At 72.5% G+C, this 20,628-nt stretch carries 15 protein-coding genes and 1 pseudogene; 3 read left to right on the top strand and 13 right to left on the bottom strand.

Going from position 1 to position 20,628, the window contains the following annotated elements; all coding sequences use genetic code 11:
• Positions 1 to 282: 282 nt before the first annotated feature.
• On the bottom strand, positions 283 to 2,100 hold the full coding sequence (glmS, locus tag ACZ6CZ_RS00745) for a glutamine--fructose-6-phosphate transaminase (isomerizing) (RefSeq protein ID WP_469012545.1): 1,818 nt from the start codon (positions 2,098 to 2,100) through the stop codon (positions 283 to 285).
• 24 nt (positions 2,101 to 2,124) lie between these two features.
• Positions 2,125 to 2,382: a hypothetical protein gene (locus tag ACZ6CZ_RS00750; protein ID WP_469012546.1), complete on the bottom strand. Its 258-nt coding sequence runs from the start codon at positions 2,380 to 2,382 to the stop codon at positions 2,125 to 2,127.
• Between the two features lie 165 nt (positions 2,383 to 2,547).
• Here ACZ6CZ_RS00750 and ACZ6CZ_RS00755 point away from each other — a divergent pair, with 165 nt between their 5' ends.
• Complete coding sequence (locus ACZ6CZ_RS00755; protein WP_469012548.1) at positions 2,548 to 4,107, top strand: purple acid phosphatase family protein; 1,560 nt, start codon at positions 2,548 to 2,550, stop codon at positions 4,105 to 4,107.
• A gap of 49 nt (positions 4,108 to 4,156) precedes the next feature.
• On the opposite strand, the pseudogene ACZ6CZ_RS00760 reads toward ACZ6CZ_RS00755, so the two are convergent.
• A pseudogene (locus ACZ6CZ_RS00760) lies at positions 4,157 to 4,977 on the bottom strand (DUF4429 domain-containing protein).
• A gap of 72 nt (positions 4,978 to 5,049) precedes the next feature.
• Between ACZ6CZ_RS00760 and ACZ6CZ_RS00765 the strand changes: the two are divergent.
• Complete coding sequence (locus ACZ6CZ_RS00765; RefSeq protein WP_469012551.1) at positions 5,050 to 6,651, top strand: beta-N-acetylhexosaminidase; 1,602 nt, start codon at positions 5,050 to 5,052, stop codon at positions 6,649 to 6,651.
• 115 nt (positions 6,652 to 6,766) lie between these two features.
• On the opposite strand, the gene ACZ6CZ_RS00770 is transcribed toward ACZ6CZ_RS00765, so the two are convergent.
• From ACZ6CZ_RS00770 to ACZ6CZ_RS00815, 10 genes are all read right to left on the bottom strand, one after another.
• On the bottom strand, positions 6,767 to 8,560 hold the full coding sequence (locus tag ACZ6CZ_RS00770; protein WP_469012556.1) for an IucA/IucC family protein: 1,794 nt from the start codon (positions 8,558 to 8,560) through the stop codon (positions 6,767 to 6,769).
• The gene (locus ACZ6CZ_RS00775) at positions 8,557 to 9,087 is read right to left on the bottom strand and encodes a GNAT family N-acetyltransferase (protein WP_469012558.1); all 531 of its coding nucleotides are present in this window, start codon (positions 9,085 to 9,087) and stop codon (positions 8,557 to 8,559) included. The genes ACZ6CZ_RS00770 and ACZ6CZ_RS00775 overlap by 4 nt, the downstream gene beginning before the upstream one ends.
• A complete protein-coding gene (locus ACZ6CZ_RS00780) occupies positions 9,084 to 10,367 on the bottom strand; it encodes a lysine N(6)-hydroxylase/L-ornithine N(5)-oxygenase family protein (protein WP_469012560.1) in 1,284 nt (427 codons plus the stop codon). The genes ACZ6CZ_RS00775 and ACZ6CZ_RS00780 overlap by 4 nt, the downstream gene beginning before the upstream one ends.
• Positions 10,351 to 11,793, bottom strand: a complete 1,443-nt coding sequence (desA, locus tag ACZ6CZ_RS00785) for a lysine decarboxylase DesA (RefSeq protein WP_469012563.1) — start codon at positions 11,791 to 11,793, stop codon at positions 10,351 to 10,353. The genes ACZ6CZ_RS00780 and desA overlap by 17 nt, the downstream gene beginning before the upstream one ends.
• 115 nt (positions 11,794 to 11,908) lie before the next feature.
• On the bottom strand, positions 11,909 to 12,802 hold the full coding sequence (locus ACZ6CZ_RS00790) for a siderophore-interacting protein (protein ID WP_469012567.1): 894 nt from the start codon (positions 12,800 to 12,802) through the stop codon (positions 11,909 to 11,911).
• Positions 12,803 to 12,899: 97 nt separating this feature from the next.
• Positions 12,900 to 13,940, bottom strand: coding sequence for an ABC transporter substrate-binding protein (locus ACZ6CZ_RS00795; RefSeq protein WP_469012571.1), 1,041 nt, complete (start codon positions 13,938 to 13,940; stop codon positions 12,900 to 12,902).
• 138 nt (positions 13,941 to 14,078) lie between these two features.
• Positions 14,079 to 15,239 (bottom strand): acyl-CoA dehydrogenase family protein, encoded by a 1,161-nt coding sequence (locus ACZ6CZ_RS00800; RefSeq protein WP_469012576.1) that lies wholly within the window; start codon positions 15,237 to 15,239, stop codon positions 14,079 to 14,081.
• A 5-nt stretch (positions 15,240 to 15,244) separates the two neighbouring features.
• A complete protein-coding gene (locus ACZ6CZ_RS00805) occupies positions 15,245 to 16,186 on the bottom strand; it encodes a hydroxymethylglutaryl-CoA lyase (protein WP_469012578.1) in 942 nt (313 codons plus the stop codon).
• Positions 16,183 to 18,213, bottom strand: a complete 2,031-nt coding sequence (locus ACZ6CZ_RS00810; RefSeq protein WP_469012581.1) for an acetyl/propionyl/methylcrotonyl-CoA carboxylase subunit alpha — start codon at positions 18,211 to 18,213, stop codon at positions 16,183 to 16,185. The genes ACZ6CZ_RS00805 and ACZ6CZ_RS00810 overlap by 4 nt, the downstream gene beginning before the upstream one ends.
• Positions 18,214 to 18,224: 11 nt before the next feature.
• Positions 18,225 to 19,841, bottom strand: coding sequence for a carboxyl transferase domain-containing protein (locus ACZ6CZ_RS00815; protein WP_469012585.1), 1,617 nt, complete (start codon positions 19,839 to 19,841; stop codon positions 18,225 to 18,227).
• Positions 19,842 to 19,936: 95 nt separating this feature from the next.
• On the opposite strand from ACZ6CZ_RS00815, the gene ACZ6CZ_RS00820 reads away from it, so the two are divergent.
• On the top strand, positions 19,937 to 20,536 hold the full coding sequence (locus tag ACZ6CZ_RS00820) for an SACE_7040 family transcriptional regulator (RefSeq protein ID WP_469012587.1): 600 nt from the start codon (positions 19,937 to 19,939) through the stop codon (positions 20,534 to 20,536).
• The last annotated feature ends 92 nt before the right edge of the window (positions 20,537 to 20,628 follow it).

Here is a 20,628-nt window from a genome sequence, read left to right on the forward strand (position 1 = left end):
ACCCGCCGACTTGGTGCGAGGCGATCCCCAACTCCCGTGATGCGGCGCGGAACTACTACAGCGCGAAACTACTCGCGCGTAGAGGTGTTTGTGCCCTTGTGAAGGGCATATACCGGTCACCGCGACGCGCTGCCGGCCGGGGGGTGACGGCCACCGGCCATACGGCAGCCGGGCCGGGGCGTCGGGCGGCCCCGGCGGCCATGAGCGGACCCCCGCGCGTCCGGTGGCACGCGCGGGGGTCCGCTCCTCACGTCCTGTGCCGCGGCGCGGCCGGGGTCCGTCCTACTCCACGGTGACCGACTTGGCGAGGTTGCGGGGCTTGTCGATGTCCCGGCCCAGGGCCAGCGCGGTGTGGTAGGCGAGGAGCTGGAGCGGGATGCCCATCAGGATCGGGTCCAGTTCGTCCTCGTTCTTCGGCACGACGATGGTCTGGTCGGCCTTCTCCTGCTCCCGGTGGGCCACGGCGAGGATCTTGCCGCTGCGGGCCTTGATCTCCTCCAGGGCCGCGCGGTTCTTCTCCAGCAGGTCGTCGTCGGGGACGATCGCCACCGTCGGCAGCGCGGGCTCGATCAGCGCGAGCGGGCCGTGCTTCAGCTCGGACGCCGGGTAGGCCTCGGCGTGGATGTAGGAGACCTCCTTCAGCTTCAGGGAGGCCTCACGGGCGACGGGGTAGCCCCGGACGCGGCCGATGAAGAGCATCGAGCGGGCCTCGGCGTACTGCTCGGCGAGCTGCTTGACCTCGTCCTCCTGCTTGAGGATCTCGGTGATCTGCTCCGGCAGCCGGCGCAGGCCCTCGATGATCCGCTTGCCGTCGCGCACCGAGAGGTCGCGGGTGCGGCCGAGGTGCAGCGCCAGCAGGGCGAAGGCGACCGTGGTGTTGGTGAAGCACTTGGTGGAGACCACGCAGACCTCGGGTCCCGCGTGCACGTAGATGCCGCCGTCGGCCTCGCGGGCGATCGCGGAGCCGACCACGTTGACCACGCCCAGCACCCGGGCGCCCTTGCGCTTCAGCTCCTGCACGGCGGCGAGGACGTCGTAGGTCTCACCGGACTGGGAGACGGCGACGTACAGCGTGTCGGGGTCGACGACCGCGTTGCGGTAGCGGAACTCCGAGGCGGGCTCGGCGTCCGCGGGGATGCGGGCCAGCTCCTCGATCATCTGGGCGCCGATCATGCCGGCGTGGTAGGAGGTGCCGCAGCCGAGGATCTTCACCCGGCGGATCTGCCGGGCCTCGCGGGCGTCCAGGTTCAGGCCGCCGAGGTGCACGGTGGAGAAGCGGTCGTCGATGCGGCCGCGCAGCACGCGGTCCACGGCGTCGGCCTGCTCGTGGATCTCCTTGTGCATGTAGGTGTCGTGGCCGCCCATGTCGTAGGACTCGGCCTCCCACTCCACGGTGGTCGGCTCGGCCGTGGTGCGCGTGCCCTCGGTGGTGTAGGTGCGGAAGTCGTCGGCCTTGAGCGTGGCCATCTCGCCGTCGTCCAGCGTGACTATCTGCCGGGTGTGGGCGACCAGCGCGGCCACGTCGGAGGCGACGAACATCTCCTTCTCGCCGATGCCGAGGACCACCGGGGAGCCGTTCCTGGCCACCACGATGCGGTCGGCGAAGTCGGCGTGCATCACGGCGATGCCGTAGGTGCCCTCGACGACGCGGAGGGTCTCGCGGACCTTGTCCTCCAGCTTCTCGGCCGGCGAGCGGGCGATGAGGTGGACGAGGACCTCGGTGTCGGTCTCGGAGAGGAACTCCACGCCGTCCGCCTCCAGCTTGCGGCGCAGGTCGGCGGCGTTGTCGATGATGCCGTTGTGCACGACGGCGACCTTGTGGTCGGCCGACATGTGCGGGTGGGCGTTCACGTCGGAGGGGGCGCCGTGGGTGGCCCAGCGGGTGTGGGCGATGCCGGTGGTGCCCTTGAAGCGCGCCGGGACCTTGGCCTCCAGGTCGCGGACCCGGCCCTTGGCCTTGACCATCCGCAGGCCGGCCGTCTTCGGGGAGGTGACGACGATGCCCGCGGAGTCGTAGCCGCGGTACTCCAGCCGCTGCAGGCCCTCCAGCAGCAGAGGGGCGACGTCACGCTTCCCGATGTATCCGACGATTCCGCACATGTATGTGTATCCCCAAGCCTCGGTTCAGCCGTAGACGATCCGCCGCAGCTGCCTGAGCGACAGCTCCGGCGGGGCGACCGCACGGTATTTCAGGTCCGCCTCGATCCGTTCGAAGATCTCCGTGTTCACCAGGCCCTGGGCCTGGAGTTCGCGGTGGCGGCGACGCACGTAGTCCTCGGTCGTCTCGTCGAAGAAGGCGAGCACGTCCTGGATCACCCGCAGCGCCTCGCCCCGGGCGAGGGGCGTGGACCGCGTCAGATGATCAACGAGTTCGTCGTGCACCCGGTAGATCCTGGGGTACCGGCGGCGGTTTCGCAAGAATCCTGCCCGATTTCGGGCAACAGCCTGTTGAACGTCCTTTGGACTGCTGTTCGCATGCTGTCCATCCGACGTCCGGTACATCGTTGCCCGGACAGACGAGTTTCAGACGCCATGGACATTCCTCGCATGGGAGTACCCGAGAAGCTGGCCGCGCGCATGAGCATGGCCGAACAGCACGAGTACCTGCGCGCCAGGTTCTCGCGGCGCTCGATGATCAGGGGCGGTGCCGTCACGCTGGGCGCCGTCGCCGGTGGCGCGTTCGTGCCGGGTGCCACCGCCCAGGCGGCCGTCCCCGCGCAGCGCACCGCCGCGCACCGCGTCGACGGCTCCCTCGCGGCACCCTTCGGCCGCCACCTCGCCTACGGCAACGACCCGCGGACCGAGATGACCGTCTCCTGGCAGGTCCCGGTCGCGGTGCACAAGCCCTTCATCCGCATCGGCGCCCACCCCTGGGACCTCTCCCGCACGATCGACGCCGAGGTCCGCGCCCTGCACACCCCGACCGGTGTCGGCGCCGGCGGCGACCACACCCAGTACTACGTGCACGCCCAGCTGGCCCGCCTGTGCCCCGGCACGACCTACTACTACGGCGTCGGCCACCAGGGCTTCGACCCCGCCCAGCCGCACCTGCTGGGCACCCTCGGCACCTTCACCACCGCCCCCGCCCACAAGGCGCCCTTCACCTTCACCGCCTTCGGCGACGAGGGCGTCGGCTACCACGGCCTGGCCAACGACAGCCTGCTGCTCGGCCAGAACCCGGCCTTCCACCTGCACGCCGGCGACATCGCCTACGCCGACCCGGCCGGCCAGGGCAAGGAAACCGACACCGGCTTCGACTCGCGGATCTGGGACCAGTTCCTCGCCCAGACCGAGACCGTCGCCAAGTCCGTGCCGTGGATGGTGTCGTACGGCAACCACGACATGGAGGCCTGGTACTCGCCCAACGGCTACGGCGGCGAGGAGGCCCGCTGGAACCTGCCGGACAACGGCCCCGACAGCGCCAACCTGCCGGGCGTCTACTCCTTCGTCTACGGCAACACCGCCGTCATCTCGCTCGACGCCAACGACGTCTCCTTCGAGATCCCGGCGAACCTGGGCATCTCGGGCGGCACGCAGACGACCTGGCTGGAGGCGCAGCTGAAGAAGTTCCGCGCCTCCAAGGACGTCGACTTCGTGGTGGTCTTCTTCCACCACTGCGCCTACTGCACCTCCACCGCCCACTCCTCCGAGGGCGGCGTGCGCCAGGAGTGGGTGCCGCTGTTCGAGAAGTACACCGTGGACCTGGTCATCAACGGCCACAACCACCAGTACGAGCGCACCGACGTCATCAAGGGCGACGCCGTCGCCAAGAAGCTCCCCATCGGCGGCACCGCCTACCCCGAGACGGAGGGCGTGGTGTACGTCACGGCGGGCGCCGCGGGCCGCAGCCTGTACGCGTTCAGCGCCCCGGACTCCTACGAGGGCAACGTCAACGACGTGGAGTCGGTGGCGGCGTTCGTCAACGTCAAGGACGGCAAGCGGAACGAGACCGTCGCCTGGTCGCGGGTGCGCTACCTGAACTACTCCTTCCTGCGCGTGGACGTGGAGCCCGCCCCCAGGGGCCGCACCACCACGCTGACGGTGCGCGGCATCGCCGAGACCGGCGCCGAGATCGACCGCTTCACCGTGGCCCGCAGGGCCAAGTGAGCGCGGGCGGTCCTCGCCGGCGCCGCGGTGACGAGCCCTACCGGACCCGTCACAGGCGTGCGAGGACCGCCTGTTCGGCCGTCGTGAACTCGGCGCCGCTCAGCACGCCCGCCCGGCGCAGCTCGCCCAGCTCGCGCAGCCGCCGCGGCAGGGCGTCGCAGCCGTCACCGCCCGCCGCCGACGGATGCGGCAGCCGGGCCCGCACGGCGGCCGCGACCAGGGCCGTCAGGGCGTCCGTGGGCATCCTTCGCAGCTCCACGGCGTGCGGGTCGTAGCGCGGCGGGGCCGTGGCCGGCACGCCCCGCACGGCGAAGCGCAGCCGGCCGGACCGGCCGCCGGCCGCCACTCCACCGACGTGAGGCCGGCGAGGCCGAGCACCCGGACCCCGGCGGCTCCGCGACCGCGCGCCCCGCCGCCGTGCTTCTCCAGCCGCACCCGCTCGCCGTCGAAACCCACCGTGCCGCCCCCGGCCGTGACCGACAGCGGGACCCGCGGGCCCGGCAGCAGGTAGCCGCGGACCGGCCCAGCCGGGACGCCGGTGAGCAGCAGCGCCTCGCGCACCACCTCGGTGACGTACCCGGCCACCCCGTACCGGTCGCACTCCACGCTCAGCCGGTAGGGGTCGTCGGGCTCGGCGAGGCGGCCTGCGGTGGCCCGCAGCAGCGGGTCGGCGCCCTCCCGCAGACGCAGCCTCAGCCGCCCCGACCTGCATCCCCGTTCGAACGAGATGCCGGCCAGCGCCCCCAGCGGCACGACCAGTTGACCCAGCGCCCGGCGCAGCGGCCCGACTGCCCCGCCCCGCCCGGGAGTCAGCCGCAGGGCGTCCCCGTGGAAGGACCAGGTGCCGCCTCGCTGGATGATTTCCGCCATGCGGGGATTGTTCCACCGGGGCGGCCGGATGTGCGGGAGAGTGGTCCGCACCCGTACGTGAAGGGAGCGCATGTGAGACGGCACCCCAGCACGACTCCCCGCATCGCCCGCGTCCTCGGCGCCCTGCTGCTGCTCGCGGCGGCCGGCGCGGGCACCGCGGCGGCGGCCCCGGCACCACCGAGGGCGACGCCCGTGCCGCTGGGCCGGGTGATCCCCGCCCCGGCCACCGTGAAACCGGGCGGCTTCGCCTTCCGCGTCACCCCCGGCACCCGTATCCACGTCGACGACTCCGGCGAGGTCCGCCGCATCGGCGAGTACCTCGCGGGCATCCTGCGGCCCTCGACCGGCTACGCCCTGCCGGTGCTCACCGGCGGCACCGGCGGCATCCGGCTCCACCTGGCGCAGGGGCCGTACGGCGCCGAGGGCTACCGGCTGGTCAGCGCCGGTACCGGCGTCACCGTGACCGCCGCCCACCCGGCGGGCCTGTTCCACGGCGTGCAGACCCTGCGCCAGCTGCTGCCCGCGGCCGTGGAGAGGCGCTCGGTGCAGCGCGGCCCCTGGCCGATCGCGGGCGGCAGCATCCAGGACAGCCCGCGGTACGCGTACCGCGGGGCGATGCTGGACGTCGCGCGGCACTTCTTCACCGTCCGTCAGGTCGAGCGGTACATCGACGAGCTGGCCCTGTACAAGGTCAACGAGCTGCACCTGCACCTCAGCGACGACCAGGGCTGGCGCATCGCCGTCGACTCCTGGCCCCGGCTGGCCACCTACGGCGGCTCCACCGAGGTCGGCGGCGGCCGGGGTGGCTACTACACCAAGGCCGACTACCAGGAGATCGTCCGCTACGCCGCCTCCCGGTACCTGGAGGTCGTCCCGGAGATCGACATGCCCGGCCACACCAACGCGGCCCTCGCCTCCTACGCCGGTCTGAACTGCGACGGCACCGCCCCGCCGCTGTACACCGGCACCCAGGTCGGCTTCAGCTCGCTGTGCGTGTCCCGGCAGGTCACCTACGACTTCGTCGACGACGTCGTGCGCGAACTGGCCGCCCTCACCCCGGGCCGCTATCTGCACATCGGCGGCGACGAGGCGCACTCCACCAGCCACGCCGACTACGTGGCGTTCATGAACCGCGTCCAGCCGATCGTCACCAAGTACGGCAAGACGGTCATCGGCTGGCACCAGCTGACCGGCGCCACCCCCGCCCCTGGCGCCCTCGCCCAGTACTGGGGCCTGGACGGCACCTCCGCCGCGGAGAAGGCCCAGGTGGCGAAGGCCGCCCAGAACGGCACCGGGCTCGTCCTCTCCCCGGCCGACCGGGTCTACCTCGACATGAAGTACACCGCGAACACCCGGCTGGGCACCAAGTGGGCGGGCTTCGTCGAGGTGCGGCGCTCCTACGACTGGAACCCCGGCGCCTATCTGCCGGGAGCGCCGGCGTCGGCCGTCCGGGGGGTCGAGGCGCCGCTGTGGTCGGAGACCCTCACCAAGTCCTCCGACATCGAGTACATGGCCTTCCCGCGCCTGCCCGGGGCGGCCGAGCTGGGCTGGTCCCCGGCGGCCACCCACGACTGGAACTCCTACAGGGCCCGGCTCGCGGCGCAGGCCCCGCGCTGGGACGCCCTCGGCATCAGCTACTACAGGTCGCCCCAGGTCCCCTGGCCGGCCGGCTGAGCACGGCCGGCTGAGCACGGCGGGCTGAGGCTGAGCACGGCGGGCTGAGGCTGAGCACGGCCGGACGGGCACCCCGCGGGACCGTACCGCGGGGTGCCCGTCGTCCGGCGGCGCGTCAGAACCGCGCGAGGGGGTTGTCCAGGTGCCCCACCAGTTGCAGCGCGCCGGACGGGTCGGCGAGGTCGACCATCTGCCGGTTGTTCCGCAGCTGGAGCCGGTTGAGGCAGGACAGCGCGAACCCGGGGGCGAACAGGTCGTACCGGCGGAACCGGTCGGCCAGTTCGGGCACCGAGTCCTGGTACGCGCGGGTGACCTCTGCGACCGTGCGCCAGAAGTCGTCCTCCGCCAGGATCCCCTCGGTGGCGAGGTTCGCGGCGAGGAAGCGGAAGAAGCAGTCGAAGACGTCCGTGAAGAGCGACAGCAGCCTCTGGTCCTCGGGCACCTCCACCCGGACGCGCCGCACCTCGGGCGGCAGCACCGCGTCCGGGTCCATGACGGCGATCTCCTCGGCGATGTCCTTGTAGACCGCCCGCCGCACCACGCCGTCCTCCAGCACCAGGACGACGTTCTCGCCGTGCGGCATGAACACCAGGTCGTAGGCGTAGAAGCTGTGCAGCAGGGGCGTGTAGTAGGCCCGCAGGTAGTGCCGCAGCCACTCGGTGGGCGCGAGGCCGGAGCGCTCGATCAGCGCGCCCGCCACGGAGGCGCCCTCGTCGTCCACGTGGAGCAGGCAGGCCATCGTCGCCGGTGACTCGCCCGGGCGCAGGGACGGCAGCGGGCTCTCCCGCCACAGCGCGGCCAGCATCTTGCGGTACGGCGAGTGGCGGCCGGTGGCCCGCTCGTACTCCAGGTGCCGGTAGCCGACGGCCGCCCGCTCGCGGATGACGGACAGACCCGTCGCCTTCAGCACGGGGTCGTTCTCGATCAGCCGCGCGAGCCAGTCGTTGATCGCCGGTGTCGCCTCCATGTAGGCGGCCGACAGACCGCGCATGAAGCCCATGTTGAGGACGGACAGGGCCGTCTTGACGTAGTGCCGGTGCGGCGCCGAGCGGTTGAAGAAGGTCCGCACGGACTGCTGCGCCAGGTACTCGTCGTCGCCCTCGCCCAGGCACACCAGGTGCCGGCGGGCGACCTCGGCGGCGAAGGTGACGGAGAGCTTGTTCCACCACTGCCAGGGGTGGACCGGGATCAGCAGGTAGTCGCCCGGGTCGAGACCCTGGCCGGTGAGGGTGGTACGGAACCGCTCCAGGGTCTCCTCGCCCAGCTCGGCCCGCAGGAAGGACTCGTACTCGATCCCGGCGCCCGCGGTGAACGCGGCCCGTGAGCGGTGCGCGGCCAGCCAGATCAGCCGGACCGGGCTCGCCGTCTCGGGGGCGTAGGACAGGTAGTCGTGGACGCCGAAGCCGAGCCGGCCGTTGTTGGCGACGAAACAGGGGTGGCCCTCGGTCATCGCGGTCTCGACGTCCTGGAAGGAGACGGCGGCCGGTGCGGAGGCGATCCGGGCCGCCAGTTCGGCGGCGGTGACCCGCGGCTTGGTGAGCTTGAAGCAGGTGCCGGCGAGGGTGGAGGAGATCTCCTCCAGGTACACCGGCAGGATCTCGTCGGACAGGCCCAGGGTCCGGCGCAGCTCGACGAAGAAGTCCAGCGCGGACAGCGGCAGTTCGGTGCCGCCGCGGTGGCGGGTGATCGAGTCGGCGGCCACCTGCCAGTGGTCCAGGGCGTGGCGGACGGCGGTGAAGCGGTAGCTGGTCAGGCCGTCGTCGGTGTGTACGACGTACCCGTCGCCGTCGGGCTCGGGGGTGAGCAGCCGCTCGTGGGCGAACTCGGCGAGCGCCTTGCGGATCAGCTGCCGGCCGGCCTGCTCCCAGCGCTCGGGGGACAGATGGGCCACGGCGTCGGCGGGGCTCATGCGGACACCGCCTCCTCGAACCGCGCGCGCGTGCAGAAGCTCAGCAGTGCCTTCTTCTCCGGCTTCTGGATCTCCCGTTCGGGCCGGAACCCGACGGCCTCGTTGAGGGCCTGCACGGCCGTGTTGCGCACGTCCGGCTCGACGACGACCCGGCGGGTCGCCGGGTCCTCGAACAGGTGGCGCAGCACGGCGGTGATGACCGCCCTGGTGTACCCGTGGACCGGCGTGTCCGTCGGCGGCACCAGGAAGTGCATGCCGACGTCGCCGGGCTGCGCCGGGTACAGCCCGGCCAGCTCCCGGCGGGCGGGGTCGTAGACCTCCATGAGGAACGCCGGCTCGCCGTCGCGCAGTCCGAGCAGCGCGTGGTGGTGCTCGTCGGCCGCGATCTCCCTGTAGGCCCGCTCGACGTCCTCGAGTCTCGCGTCCTGCATCATCCAGAACGCCGCCTTGGGATGGGTGACCCAGGCGTGCACCAGGGAGGCGTCCGTCAGCGGGTCGAGGGGGCGGAAGTCGAAGGTGATGGTCATACGGCGAACTCCTGGAACGCGATGCTCTTCTCCACCGGGTAGTACTCGGTGCCGAGCAGCTCGCGGATGATGTAGCTGTTGCGGTAGGCGCCCATGCCGAGGTCGGGGCTGGTGACGCTGTGGGTGTGCACGCCGCCGTTCTGGAGGAACACGCCCCGGCCGGTGACGTCGACGGCGTAGTTGCGGGCGACGTCGAAGTTGCCCCGGCTGTCGTAGCGGAGCCGGTCGCGGACCGGGCGGAGGAACGCGGGCTCCTGGTAGCGGTAGCCGGTGGCCAGGACCAGGCCCTCGCTGCTCAGCTCGAAGTCCTTGCCCTGCTCCTCCTGGCGCAGGCCCAGGGTGTAGGTGCCGCCGTCGTACCGGGCGCTGACCAGGGCCGAGTTGGTCAGCAGCCGGGTGGGGACCGGGCCGCCGAGGTTCTTCTGGTAGAGCAGGTCGAAGATCGCGTCGATCAGGTCGCCGTCGATGCCCTTGAACAGGCCCTTCTGCTGGGCGGTGAGCCGGTAGCGGGTGGCCTCGGGCAGGGCGTGGTAGTAGTCGACGTACTCCGGGCTCGTCATCTCCAGCGTGAGCTTGGTGTACTCCAGCGGGAAGAAGCGCGGCGAGCGGGTCACCCAGGTCAGCCGGTAGCCGTGGACGTCGATCTCGCCGAGCAGGTCGTGGTAGATCTCGGCGGCGGACTGGCCGCTGCCCACCAGCGTGATCGACTCCTTGCGCTGGAGTTCCGCCTTGTGGAGCAGGTAGCGGGAGGTGTGCAGGAAGTCGCCGCCCAGGTCGCGGCAGGCGTCGGGGAGGTGGGGCGTGGTGCCGGTGCCGAGGACCAGGTGCCGGGCCCGGAACGTCCCGCCCGCCCGGGTGCGGACCACGTACACCTCCTCGCCCTCGTCGTACGTCACCTCGGTGACCGTCGTGCCGAAGCGGACGCTGGTCAGCTTGCCGGCGGCCCAGCGGCAGTAGTCGTCGTACTCGACCCGCAGGGGGTAGAAGTTCTCGCGGATGTAGAACGAGTACAGCCGGCCCCGCTCCTTGAGGTAGTTGAGGAAGGAGTACGGGGAGGTCGGGTCGGCCAGGGTGACCAGGTCCGACAGGAACGGGGTCTGGAGGTGGGCGCCCTCCAGGAACATCCCGGCGTGCCATTCGAAGCCGGGCTTGGACTCCAGGAAGACGCCGTCCAGTTCGGCGATCGGCTCGGTGAGGCAGGCGAGGCCGAGGTTGAAGGGGCCGAGCCCGATCCCGACGAAGTCGTGGATGCGGTGCGGGGCGTCAGGACGCGCGGTCAAGGGAGTCTCCCAGGTACTGCTCGGCGTGGCCGGCGATCAGGTCGAGGACGGCGGCGATGTCGGCCGCGGTCGTCTCGGGGTTGAGCAGGGTGAACTTCAGGTAGTGGCGGCCGCCCACCTTGGTGCCCGCGACCACCGCGTCACCGGAGGCGAACAGCGCCTTGCGGGCGTAGAGGTTGGCGCGGTCGATCTCGGCCGGGTCGGTGACGGCGGCCGGGACGCAGCGGAAGACGAGGGTGGACAGGGCCGGGGCGGTGACGACGTCGAAGCGCGGGTCGGCCGCCAGCAGCCGCCAGCCCTCCTGGGCCAGGTCGCACACCTCGTCGAAGAGTTCGCCGATGCCGTCGGCGCCCATCGTGCGCAGGGTCATCCACAGCTTGAGGGCGTCGAAGCGGCGGGTGGTCTGAAGCGACTTGTCGACCTGGTTGGGGACGCGCTCCCGCACCGTGCCGCGCGGGTTGAGGTAGTCCGCGTGGTAGGTGGCGTGCCGCAGGGTCGCGGCGTCGCGCACCAGCAGGGCCGAGGAACTGACCGGCTGGAAGAAGGACTTGTGGTAGTCCACGGTGACGGAGTCGGCGCGCTCGATGCCGTCGAGGAGGTGGCGCCGGGTGCGGGAGGCCAGCAGCCCGCAGCCGTAGGCCGCGTCCACGTGCAGCCAGGTGCCGTACCGGGCGCACAGTTCGGCGATCTCCGGGAGCGGGTCGATGGAGCCGAAGTCGGTGGTGCCCGCGGTGGCGACGACGGCCATCGGCAGCAGGCCGTCGGCGGTGCAGCGCGCCAGCTCACGGGCGAGCGACACGGTCCGCATGCGCTTGTCCGGGCCGACAGGCACGACGACGACCGAGTCCGGCCCGAGGCCGAGGAGCTTGGCGGACTTCTGCACGCTGAAGTGGCTCGCCTCGGAGGTGAGGATGCGCAGCCGGTGCGGGGAGTCGCTCTTGGCCTCCTCGCGCGCCAGCAGCAGCGCCTGGAGGTTGGACTGGGTGCCGCCGGAGGTGAACACCCCGTCGGCGGCGGGGCCGAGGCCGATGCGGGCGGCCGTCCAGTCGATCAGCCGCCGCTCGATGAGGGTGGCGCCGGCCGACTGGTCCCAGGTGTCGAGCGAGGAGTTGACGGCCGACAGCACCGCCTCGCCGAGCACGGCCGGGATGACCACCGGGCAGTTGAGGTGGGCGAGGTAGCGGGGGTGGTGGAAGTAGACCGCGTCGTTCAGGTAGACCTCCTCCAGCTCGTCCAGCACGGCGGTGGTGTCGTGCAGCGGGCGGTCGAGGTCGATCCGGTCGACGACGGGGGCGAGGGCGTCGGCCGTGACGCCGGTGAACGGGCGGTCGGTGGTGGCGAGTCTGGCCGCCACCCGCTCGACTCCTTCGGTCACGGAGCGGCGGTAGTGCTCCGCGGTGAGGTCATTGAGCAGGTGCGAGCGCATGCGGGGGTCCTCCGGTGGGACGGTCCGGGCGGGACGGGGAACGGAACGGGGGCGCGGGGCCGTGGTCGACTTCCTTGGTCAACTTAGGCAAGCCTAACCTAACTAAGGAGAAGGTTCAGCCCTCGGCCCGGAGCTGTTCCTCCGTCAGCCCCCGCCGCCAGTAGCCGACGAAGGTGATCCGGCGGCGGTCGACGCCGCGTTCACCGGTGAAGTGCCGCCGCAGTTCCTTCACCCGCCCGGCCTCGCCCGCGAGCCACACGTACGGCCGCTCGGCGGCCGGGAGCCGGGCGGCCCGTACGGCGTCGACGGCCATGGGAGAGCCGTCGCCGCGTACCAGCCACGTGATGTCCGCGTCCGCCGCGGTGCGCACGTCCTGCACGTCCAGCGCGTGCGGCACCTCCAGCCAGGCGCGCACGCGCACCCCGGCCGGCAGGGACTCCAGGACGGCGGTGGCCGCGGGCACGGCCGTCTCGTCGCCCCAGAGCAGCACGAGGTCGGTGTCCAGCGGCGGCCGGAAGCGGATGGCGCGGTTGTCGGCGACCGCCGGGCCGAGCAGCAGCACCCGGTCCCCGGCGGCGGCGCGGGCGGCCCAGCGGGAGGCGGGACCGGCCGGGACGGACGGGCGCGCCCCGGCGGCAGAACCGGGGACGGGGGCGGAACCGGGCGCGGGGGCGTCGGTGTCGATGCCGTGCAGGGCGAAGTCGATGTCGATCTCGTCGGGGTCCCGGCGCAGCGCCCGCAGCGTGTACGAGCGCATCACGGCCCGTACGCCGTCGGGCAGGTCGCGCCAGCCCTGCCACCAGTCGTCGCCCAGCTCCAGCGGGACCGCGGGCTCGCGCTGCCCCGGGTGCGGCAGGAACAGCGACAGCGACTGGTCGCGCCCGTCGGAGTGGAAGGCGTGCAGGTCGGCTCCGGCGAAGGTGACCCGGACGAGCGACGGGCCGAGCCGCCTCGTCCGTACGACCTGGAGGGAGAAGAAACGGAACGGGGCGGCTACGGCCGTCGTCATCGAAAACTCCTGAGGGAGCGTCAGGGGCGGTGTGCGGCGGTGCGGGGAGGGGCCGGTGCGGCGGCCTTCCCGGCGGCACCGGGGCCGGTCAGCGGGGTCAGGCGACCTTCCGGGCCTTCTCCAGCGCCTCGGCCAGGCCGGTCAGCAGCGGCACGCACTTGTCGTACGACAGGATCGGCTCGGGCGAACGGGCGATGACCTGGCCCGCCTTGACCGCGGGAAGCTTCTTCCAGGTGGCCTTGGTGATGTCGGCGGGCTGGATGGCCGAGGTGCGGTCGTCCATCATGATGATGTCGGCCTGGTACTTGTCGACGTTCTCCCAGCTGAGGCTCTCGTACCAGCCGCCGCCCTGCTTCTTGGCGCTCGCCGGCGGCTCGACGAAGTTCACGCCGAGGGCCTTGAAGTACTCCAGGTCGATGGAGAGGTCGGTGCCGGAGACGTAGAACAGCTGGTCGCTCGCCGAACCGGCCATCACCTTGATGCCGGGCTTGGCCCTGGCGGCGGCGCGCAGCCGGGCGGCGGCCTCCTCGAAGCGCTTCTTGGCGCCGGTGGCCGCGGCCGACCTCAGGTCGGCGCCGAGCGATCCGGCCAGCTGCCACATGCGCTGCAGGGACCGGGTGAGCTGGCGGTCGTAGACGGAGATGCCGACGCTGGGCGCCAGTTGGGCGATCTTCTTCTTCGACTCCTCCGGCACGTACCAGAGGGTGCCGGCGTCGTCGAACATCGTGGAGATGAGCACGTCGGGCGCGAGGGCGGCGTACTTCTCGATGTTGAACTGGCCCCAGGTGTTGCCCAGGACGGTGACCTTGCTGATGTCCATGTCGCCGGCCTGGACGTCGGCCTTGCCGTCGGTGGTCCGCGTGGGTCCGAAGACGCCCTTGACCTGGATGCCGTAGTCGTAGAGGGCGGCACCGACGCCGGTGAACGCGACGATGTCCGCGGGCCTGCCGTCCAGCTTCACGGCCGTGCCGCGGTCGTCGGTGAAGGTCCAGGGGCCGGAGGTGCCGGCCGCGCCGTCCTTGCCGGAGCCACCGGCGCCGTCGTCGCCGCAGGCGGCCAGCGCGGCGCCGAGGCCGAGGGCGCCGCCCGCGGCGAGCAGGCCGCGTCGGGTGAACTGGGTGGCACGGGCACGGTGCATGGGTGTGACTGCTTTCGAACGGGGCGAGGAGCCCGCCGGACAAGTTCGAAGGTAGGTTAGCCTAACCTCAGTTCTTGTCCAGCGGGCGGGGCACCTCGCACCGCGCCCGCGCGGCGGCGTCCGGCCGCCCGGCCCACCTCAGCCCACGAGCCCCAACTCCCGCGCGATCAGCAGCCGCTGGACCTCGCTCGTGCCCTCGCCGATCTCCAGGATCTTGGAGTCGCGCCACATACGGGCCACCGGGTACTCGTTCATGAAGCCGTAGCCGCCGTGGATCTGCGTGGCGTCGCGGGCGTTGTCCACGGCGATGGTGGACGAGTACAGCTTCGCCAGCGCCGCCTCCTTCTTGAACGGCTCGCCCGACACCAGCCGGGACGCGGCGTCGCGCCAGGCCAGCCGGGCGGTGTGGGCCTTCATCTCCATGTCGGCGATCTTGAACTGGATGGCCTGGTTGGCGCCGATGGGCCGGCCGAAGGCGTGCCGCTCCCGGGCGTACTTGACCGACTCGTCCACGCAGCCCTGCGCCAGGCCCGTGGCCAGGGCCGCGATGGCGACGCGGCCCTCGTCGAGGATGCGCAGGAACTGGGCGTAGCCGCGGCCCTCCTCGCCGAGCAGGTTGGCCGCCGGGACCCGGACGTCCTGGAAGGACAGCTCGCGGGTGTCCGAGGCGTTCCAGCCGACCTTGGAGTAGGGCGGCGCGACCGTGAAGCCGGGCGTTCCCGAGGGGACGATGATCGCCGAGATCAGCGGCCTGCCGTCGGGCTTGCGCCCGGTCACCGCGGTCACCGTCACCAGGCCGGTGATGTCCGTGCCGGAGTTGGTGATGAAGCACTTGGTGCCGTTGATCACCCACTCGCCGGTGTCCGGGTCCAGCCGGGCGGTGGTGCGGGTGGCGCCGGCGTCGCTGCCGCCGTCGGGCTCCGTGAGGCCGAACGCGCCCAGGATCTCGCCGGAGCACAGCCGGGGCAGCCAGGTGCGCTTCTGCTCCGGCGTGCCGAAGAGGTGGATCGGCATCGCGCCCAGCGAGACGCCCGCCTCCAGGGTGATGGCCACCGAGGAGTCGACCCGGGCCAGTTCCTCCAGGGCGATGCCCAGCGCCAGGTAGTCGCCGCCCATGCCGCCGTACGCCTCGTCGAACGGCAGCCCGAACAGTCCCATGCGGCCCATCTCGCGGACGATCTCGTAGGGGAACTCGTGCCGCTCGTAGAAGTCGCCGATCTTCGGCGCCACCACGTCGTGCGCGAACGCCTCGACCGTACGGCGGAGTTCCTCCAGCTCGGGGCTGAGTCGGTGGTCCATGCTGATCACTGGTCCTTGTGGGAGAGGGCGCGGACGGTACGGGACGGGCTGGGTCGGCCCAGGTGGCCGGCCATCCACACGCTGGTGTCGGTGAGACGGCCGAGATCGACCCCGGTCTCGATGCCGAGGCCGTGCAGCATCCACACGAGGTCCTCGGTGGCGAGGTTGCCGGTGGCGGACCGGGCGTACGGGCAGCCGCCGAGGCCGCCCGCCGAGGCGTCGACGGTGGTGACGCCGTGCCCGAGGGCGGCCAGGGTGTTGGCGAGGGCCTGGCCGTAGGTGTCGTGGAAGTGCACGCCGAGGACGCCGGCCGGCACGCCCGCCTCGCCGAGCGCGGTGAGCAGGGCGCCGACATGGCCCGGCGTGGCGACGCCGATGGTGTCACCGAGGCTCAGCTCGTCGCAGCCCATGTCCCGCAGCGCCGCGCAGACCCCCGCGACCTGCTGGACGGGCACCGGGCCCTCCCAGGGGTCGCCGAAGCACATGGAGACATAGCCGCGCACGTGGACGCCGGCGTCCTTCGCCTGCCGCACCACCGGGGCGAACACGGCCAGCGACTCCTCCAGGGTGCGGTTGAGGTTGGCCTTGGCGAAGGACTCGGTGGCGCTGGCGAACACGGCGATCCGGCGGGCGCCCAGCGCCAGCGCGCGGTCCAGGCCGCGCTGGTTGGGCACCAGCACCGGCAGGTCCGCGTCCAGGCCGGCGACGAGCGGGAACAGCTCCTCGGCGTCGGCCAGTTGGGGCACCCACTTGGGGTGCACGAAGCTCGTGGCCTCGATCGTGGTCAGCCCGGCGCCGGCCAGCCTGCGGATGAACTCCGCCTTCACGGCCGTCGGCACGGTCGCCTTCTCGTTCTGGAGGCCGTCGCGCGCGCCGACCTCGTGGATGCGCACCCGGGCGGGCAGGCCCTCGGCGGGCACGGTCATGGGCAGTCCGGGCACGGTCATCGCGCCGCCTCCTCGTGCGGTGCGACGACGGCCAGGACCTGGTCCATGGCGACCGTCGTGCCCGGCCGTACGTCCAGTTCGGCGACCGTGCCGGCGTGCGGGGCGCAGATGACGTGCTCCATCTTCATGGCCTCCACCACCAGCAGGCTCTGCCCGGCGCTCACCTCGTCGCCGACGGCGACCTTCACCACCGTCACCGTGCCGGGCATGGGCGCGGTCAGCGAGTCGGCGCCCGCGTGCGCGGACCGGCTCAGGGAGGCGGCCACCGGGTCGTGGTCGCGCACCTGCCAGGCGTCGCCGTCCCGGCCCAGCCAGCTGCCGTCGGGAAGGGCGGCGAAGGTGTGCGTGACGCCGTCGAGGCGGACGGTGAAGCGGTCGTCCGGGGCCCGCGGCGGCACCGGCCGGGAGGCCGCGAGGGGCGTGTCCGCCCCGGGCAGCAGCACCTCGGTGCCGCCGTCCGCGGTGGCGCGCACCCGCACCGCGACCGGGTCGTGGCCCGGCACGTGCAGATGGTGCGCGGTCCAGGCCCGCTCGCCGCCCAGCCGCCAGCCGTCGGCCGCGTCGAACGGGTCGCGCGGGCCGCTGCCGGGCGCGGGGGCCGCGGCCGCCTGGCGGATCAGCGCCGCCGCCGCGTAGACCTCGTCCGGGACGCCGTCCGGCACCAGCTCGTCGGCGGCCCGCTCCACCAGGCCGGTGTCCAGCTCGCCCGCCACCACCGCCGGGTGCGCCAGCAGCCGCCGCAGGAACCCGGCGTTGGTGGGCACGCCCAGCGTGACGGTGTCCGCGAGGGCGGCCCGCAGCTTCCTGAGCGCGGTCGCGCGGTCGGGGCCGTAGGCGATCACCTTGGACAGCATCGGGTCGTAGAGGCTGCCGACCTCGGTGCCCTCGCTGAGCCCGGAGTCGGTGCGGACGCCGTCGCCCTGGGGTTCGTGGAGCCTGAGCACCGTGCCGCCCGAGGGCAGGAAGCCGCGCGCGCCCTCCCGGACCGACACCGTCTCGGCGCACAGGCGTGCCTCGACGGCGTGCCCGGTGAGCGTGACGCCGTCCTGCCCGAACGGCAGCCGTTCACCGGCCGCCACCCGCAGCTGCCACTCCACCAGGTCCAGGCCGGTGATCAGCTCGGTGACCGGGTGCTCCACCTGGAGGCGGGTGTTCATCTCCATGAAGTAGTACGACGACGGGTCGCCGCCGGGGACGATGAACTCCACCGTGCCCGCGCCCCGGTAGCCGCAGGAGCGCGCCGCCTGCACGGCCGCCTCGCCCATCGCGGCCCGGGTCGCCTCGTCGAGCAGCACGCTGGGCGCCTCCTCGACGATCTTCTGGTGCCGGCGCTGCAAGGAGCACTCGCGTTCGCCGAGGTGGACGACGTTGCCGTGGCCGTCGGCCAGCACCTGGATCTCGATGTGCCGGGGCCGGTCGACCCACCGCTCCACCAGCAGGGTGTCGTCGCCGAAGGAGGCGCGGGCCTCGCGGCGGGCGGCCGCGATCTCCTCGGCCAGCGCGCCCGCGTCCCGCACCAGGCGCATGCCCTTGCCGCCGCCGCCCGCGGAGGGCTTCAGCAGCACCGGCATGCCGATCTCCCGGGCCGCGTCGGCGAGCTGCGCGTCGGACAGCCCGCTGCCGCTGGAGCCGGGGACGACCGGCACCCCGGCCGCCCGCACGGTCTCCTTGGCCCGGATCTTGTCGCCCATCAGGGCGATGGCGTCCGCCGGCGGGCCGATGAAGACCAGTCCCGCCGCCTCGCAGGCCCGGGCGAAGCCGGCGTTCTCGGCGAGGAAGCCGTAGCCGGGGTGGACGGCCTGGGCGCCGGTCCGGGCGGCCGCGGCCAGCAGCCGCTCGGCCGACAGATAGCTCTCGGCCGCGGGCGGCGGGCCGATCCGGACGGCCGTGTCGGCCTCGCGCACGTGTCGCGCGTCGGCGTCGGCGTCGGAGAAGACGGCCACCGAGCGCACGCCGAGGGCGCGCAGCGTCCGGACGACGCGGACGGCGATCTCGCCGCGGTTGGCCACCAGCACTGTGTCGAACATGGGTCCCCTCCTCACATCCGGAAGACGCCGAAGTGCGGCTCGCCCAGCGGGGCGTTGCCGCACGCGGTCAGGGCCAGCCCCAGCACCTGCCGGGTCTCCATCGGGTCGATCACGCCGTCGTCCCAGAGCCGGGCCGTGGCGTAGTAGGCGCTGCCCTGGCGCTCGTACTGGGCGCGGACGGGGGCCTTGAAGGACTCCTCCTCCTCGGCCGGCCACTCCTCGCCCCGGGCCTCCAGCTGGTCCCGCTTGACGGTGGCGAGGACCGAGGCGGCCTGCTCGCCGCCCATGACGGAGATCTTGGCGCCCGGCCACATCCACAGGAAGCGGGGCGAGTAGGCCCGGCCGCACATCGAGTAGTTGCCGGCGCCGTAGGAACCGCCGACCACGACCGTCAGCTTCGGCACCCGGGTGCACGCCACCGCCGTGACCATCTTGGCGCCGTGCTTGGCGATGCCCCCCGCCTCGTAGTCCTTGCCGACCATGAACCCCGAGATGTTCTGCAGGAACACCAGCGGGATGCCGCGCTGGTCGCACAGCTCGATGAAGTGGGCGCCCTTCTGGGCGGACTCGGAGAACAGGATGCCGTTGTTGGCGACGATCCCGACCGGGTGGCCATGGATGCGGGCGAAGCCGGTGACCAGGGTCTGGCCGAACTCCGACTTGAACTCGGCGAACCGGGAGCCGTCGACCACGCGCGCGATGATCTCGCGCACGTCGTAGGGGGTGCGGGAGTCGACCGGGACGGCGCCGTACAGCCCCTGGGGGTCGACCTTGGGCTCGACCGGCGCGGTGACCTCCCAGGGCGGCGGGCCCTGCGCGGGGAGCGTGGCGGCGATGGTGCGCACGATGCGCAGCGCGTGGGCGTCGTTCTCCGCGAGGTGGTCGGTGACCCCGGACACACGCGCGTGGACCTCGCCGCCGCCCAGTTCCTCGGCGGTCACCACCTCGCCGGTGGCGGCCTTCACCAGCGGCGGGCCGCCCAGGAAGATCGTGCCCTGGCCGCGGACGATGACCGCCTCGTCGCTCATCGCGGGCACGTACGCCCCGCCGGCCGTGCACGACCCGAGGACCGCCGCGATCTGCGGGATGCCCGCGCCCGACATCCGCGCCTGGTTGTAGAAGATCCGCCCGAAGTGCTCGCGGTCGGGGAAGACCTCGTCCTGCATGGGCAGGAAGGCGCCGCCGGAGTCCACCAGGTACAGGCACGGCAACCGGTTCTCCAGGGCCACCTCCTGGGCGCGCAGGTGCTTCTTCACCGTCAGCGGGTAGTACGTCCCGCCCTTGACGGTGGCGTCGTTGGCGACGATCACGCAGGTGCGCCCGGAGACCCGGCCGATCCCGGCGATGACACCGGCGGCCGGGGCCTGCCCGTCGTACATCCCGTCGGCGGCGAGCGGGGCCAGCTCCAGGAACGGCGAGCCCGGGTCCAGCAGCGCGTCCACCCGGTCCCGGGGCAGCAGCTTGCCGCGCGCGGTGTGCCGCGCCCGGGCCTTCTCGCCGCCGCCGAGGGCCGCGGCGGCCAGTTTGGCGCGCAGCTCCCCGACCAGCGCGAGATGCGCCTGTTCGTTGGCCTGCCAGGCCTCCGACGCGGGATCTGCCGCGCTCGTCAGCTCCGGTGCCTCGTGCATCCTGCGGTCCCCTCACCCAGTGATCGACTGTTAATGAGCGTTAACCTTCGCCCTCAGGTTAACGACCGCTAACGTCGCTGTCTAGAATTGGCGGCATGGCCATCAGAACCGACGCCCCCACCCGGCGCGAGCAGATCCTCAGGGAGGCGGCCCGGCTGTTCGCCGAGCGCGGCTTCCACGGCGTCGGGGTCGACGAGATAGGTGCCGCGGTCGGCATCAGCGGCCCCGGCCTGTACCGCCACTTCCCCGGCAAGGACGCGATGCTCGCCGAGCTGCTGGTGGGCATCAGCGGCCGGCTGCTGACGGGGGCCAAGCGGCGGCTCGCGGAAGCCGGCGGCCGCACCGGCGCCCCGGCCGTCCTGGACTCCCTCATCGAGGGCCACATCGACTTCGCCCTCGACGACCGCCCCCTGATCACCCTGCACGACCGCGAGCTGGACCGCCTGCGCGACAGCGACCGCAAGCTGGTGCGCCAGCTCCAGCGGCAGTACGTCGAGCTGTGGGTGGAGGTGGTCCGGGAGGTGTACCCGGGGCTGGCCGAGCCCTCGGCGCGCTCGGCCGTGCACTCGGTCTTCGGCCTGCTCAACTCCACCCCCCACCTGGGCCGCGCCGGAACCCTGCCCGGCCGCCCGGCCACCTCGGCCCTGCTGCACCGGATGGCCCGCGGGGCCTTCGCGGCGGCCGCGGGGGACTGAGCCGTACGGGTGGGGAAGGTCACCCTGGACGGGGGCTCGTACTCGCCGGTATCTTGGTGTCTGAGCAAGCGCTTAGACATGCCGATGTCATA

This window comes from Streptomyces sp. NPDC041135, from assembly GCF_055592085.1.

What these genes read in the sequence shown, in the direction of transcription:
- ACZ6CZ_RS00815 (WP_469012585.1), bottom strand. Translation starts at nt 19,841, where the DNA reads ATGCACGAGGCACCGGAGCTGACGAGCGCGGCAGATCCCGCGTCGGAG.
- desA (WP_469012563.1), bottom strand. Translation starts at nt 11,793, where the DNA reads ATGCGCTCGCACCTGCTCAATGACCTCACCGCGGAGCACTACCGCCGC.
- ACZ6CZ_RS00775 (WP_469012558.1), bottom strand. Translation starts at nt 9,087, where the DNA reads ATGACCATCACCTTCGACTTCCGCCCCCTCGACCCGCTGACGGACGCC.
- ACZ6CZ_RS00805 (WP_469012578.1), bottom strand. Translation starts at nt 16,186, where the DNA reads ATGACCGTGCCCGGACTGCCCATGACCGTGCCCGCCGAGGGCCTGCCC.
- glmS (WP_469012545.1), bottom strand. Translation starts at nt 2,100, where the DNA reads ATGTGCGGAATCGTCGGATACATCGGGAAGCGTGACGTCGCCCCTCTG.
- ACZ6CZ_RS00810 (WP_469012581.1), bottom strand. Translation starts at nt 18,213, where the DNA reads ATGTTCGACACAGTGCTGGTGGCCAACCGCGGCGAGATCGCCGTCCGC.
- ACZ6CZ_RS00800 (WP_469012576.1), bottom strand. Translation starts at nt 15,239, where the DNA reads ATGGACCACCGACTCAGCCCCGAGCTGGAGGAACTCCGCCGTACGGTC.
- ACZ6CZ_RS00790 (WP_469012567.1), bottom strand. Translation starts at nt 12,802, where the DNA reads ATGACGACGGCCGTAGCCGCCCCGTTCCGTTTCTTCTCCCTCCAGGTC.
- ACZ6CZ_RS00770 (WP_469012556.1), bottom strand. Translation starts at nt 8,560, where the DNA reads ATGAGCCCCGCCGACGCCGTGGCCCATCTGTCCCCCGAGCGCTGGGAG.
- ACZ6CZ_RS00820 (WP_469012587.1), top strand. Translation starts at nt 19,937, where the DNA reads ATGGCCATCAGAACCGACGCCCCCACCCGGCGCGAGCAGATCCTCAGG.
- ACZ6CZ_RS00755 (WP_469012548.1), top strand. Translation starts at nt 2,548, where the DNA reads ATGGGAGTACCCGAGAAGCTGGCCGCGCGCATGAGCATGGCCGAACAG.
- ACZ6CZ_RS00795 (WP_469012571.1), bottom strand. Translation starts at nt 13,940, where the DNA reads ATGCACCGTGCCCGTGCCACCCAGTTCACCCGACGCGGCCTGCTCGCC.